Origin of the sequence: Aquabacterium sp. A3 (assembly GCF_038069945.1) — a bacterium.
Classification (GTDB): domain Bacteria; phylum Pseudomonadota; class Gammaproteobacteria; order Burkholderiales; family Burkholderiaceae_C; genus Aquabacterium.
Map to the genome: position 1 here is coordinate 1 of NZ_JBBPEV010000028.1, position 1,200 is coordinate 1,200.

Below are 1,200 nucleotides of genomic sequence, written 5' to 3' on the forward strand. Positions count from 1 at the left end.
TAGGGAAGGTCTGCAAAACCCGCCGTCAAGGCGCGAGTCTTGCATGATGATGTCGTCAAGTTGATACGTGGCGCAAGGACATGAAGCAAGTCAGCCTGGGATTGAACCTGTCGACCAAGAAGACGCGCAAGCGTGAGTTCCTGGAGCAGATGAACAAGGTGGTACCGTGGGATGTGCTGGTCGGCGTGGTCGAGCCGCATTGGCCCAAGTCCAAGACGGGCCGGCCGCCCTTTGCCATCGAGACCATGTTGCGCATCCATTACCTGCAGCAATGGTTCGGCCTGAGTGATCCGGCGATGGAAGAAGCGCTGCATGACATGCCGGTGTACCGCGAGTTTGCCAAGCTCGATGGCGTGCTTGATCGGCTGCCTGATGAGAGCACGATCCTGCGGTTTCGGCACCTGCTGGAGAAGCATGACTTGGCCACCGACATGCTGCGTGTCGTCAACGACTTGCTGGCCTACAAGGGGCTGCTGCTGAAGTCGGGCACGGCGGTGGATGCCACGTTGATCTCGGCGCCAAGCTCGACCAAGAACGCCGAAGGCAAGCGTGATCCAGAGATGCATCAAACCAAGAAGGGCAACCAGTGGTACTTCGGCATGAAGGCGCACATCGGTGTAGACGCCGACTCTGGCCTGGTGCACAGCGTCGAAGGCACGGCGGCCAACGTCAATGATGTGACCCAAGCGCACAAGCTGCTGCACGGTGAAGAAGACGATGCCTTTGGCGATGCGGGCTATCAAGGCGTGCAGAAACGACCAGAGGCCAAGGCCGATGTGAACTGGCATGTGGCCATGAAGCCAGGCAAACGCAAAGCGCTGGATTTGAACGATCCGGCGCAAGCCATCACCGACAAGATTGAGCGCGTCAAGGCAAGCATTCGCGCCAAGGTCGAGCATCCGTTTCGGGTGGTCAAGAAGCAGTTCGGCCATGTGAAGGTTCGCTACCGTGGATTGGCCAAGAACACCGCGCAGCTCAAGACCTTGTTCATGCTCAGCAACCTATGGATGGTGCGAGGCAAACTGATGGCTGACGTGGCATGAGTGCGTCCAAAATCCAGGAAACAGCGTTTCTTGCGGGGGTCGCGCACCCTTTGACGTGCGTTTCAGCGTCATGGGGGCTGGTCTGCGATGCATTCGGCTCATTTGTCGAAGCGATCACGCCGCCTGTTGCCTCGCAAACGAGTTGTTCAGACCTTCC

The 1,200-nt window shown here is 58.4% G+C and carries 1 protein-coding gene; it reads left to right on the forward strand.

Annotation, left to right across the window (positions count from 1 at the left end; translation table 11 throughout):
* Positions 1–80: 80 nt before the first annotated feature.
* Positions 81–1,043, forward strand: coding sequence for an IS5 family transposase (locus WNB94_RS17185; protein WP_341391585.1), 963 nt, complete (start codon positions 81–83; stop codon positions 1,041–1,043).
* The last annotated feature ends 157 nt before the right edge of the window (positions 1,044–1,200 follow it).

Coding starts and splice junctions, on each gene's coding strand:
- WNB94_RS17185 (WP_341391585.1), top strand. CDS start 81: ATGAAGCAAGTCAGCCTGGGATTGAACCTGTCGACCAAGAAGACGCGC.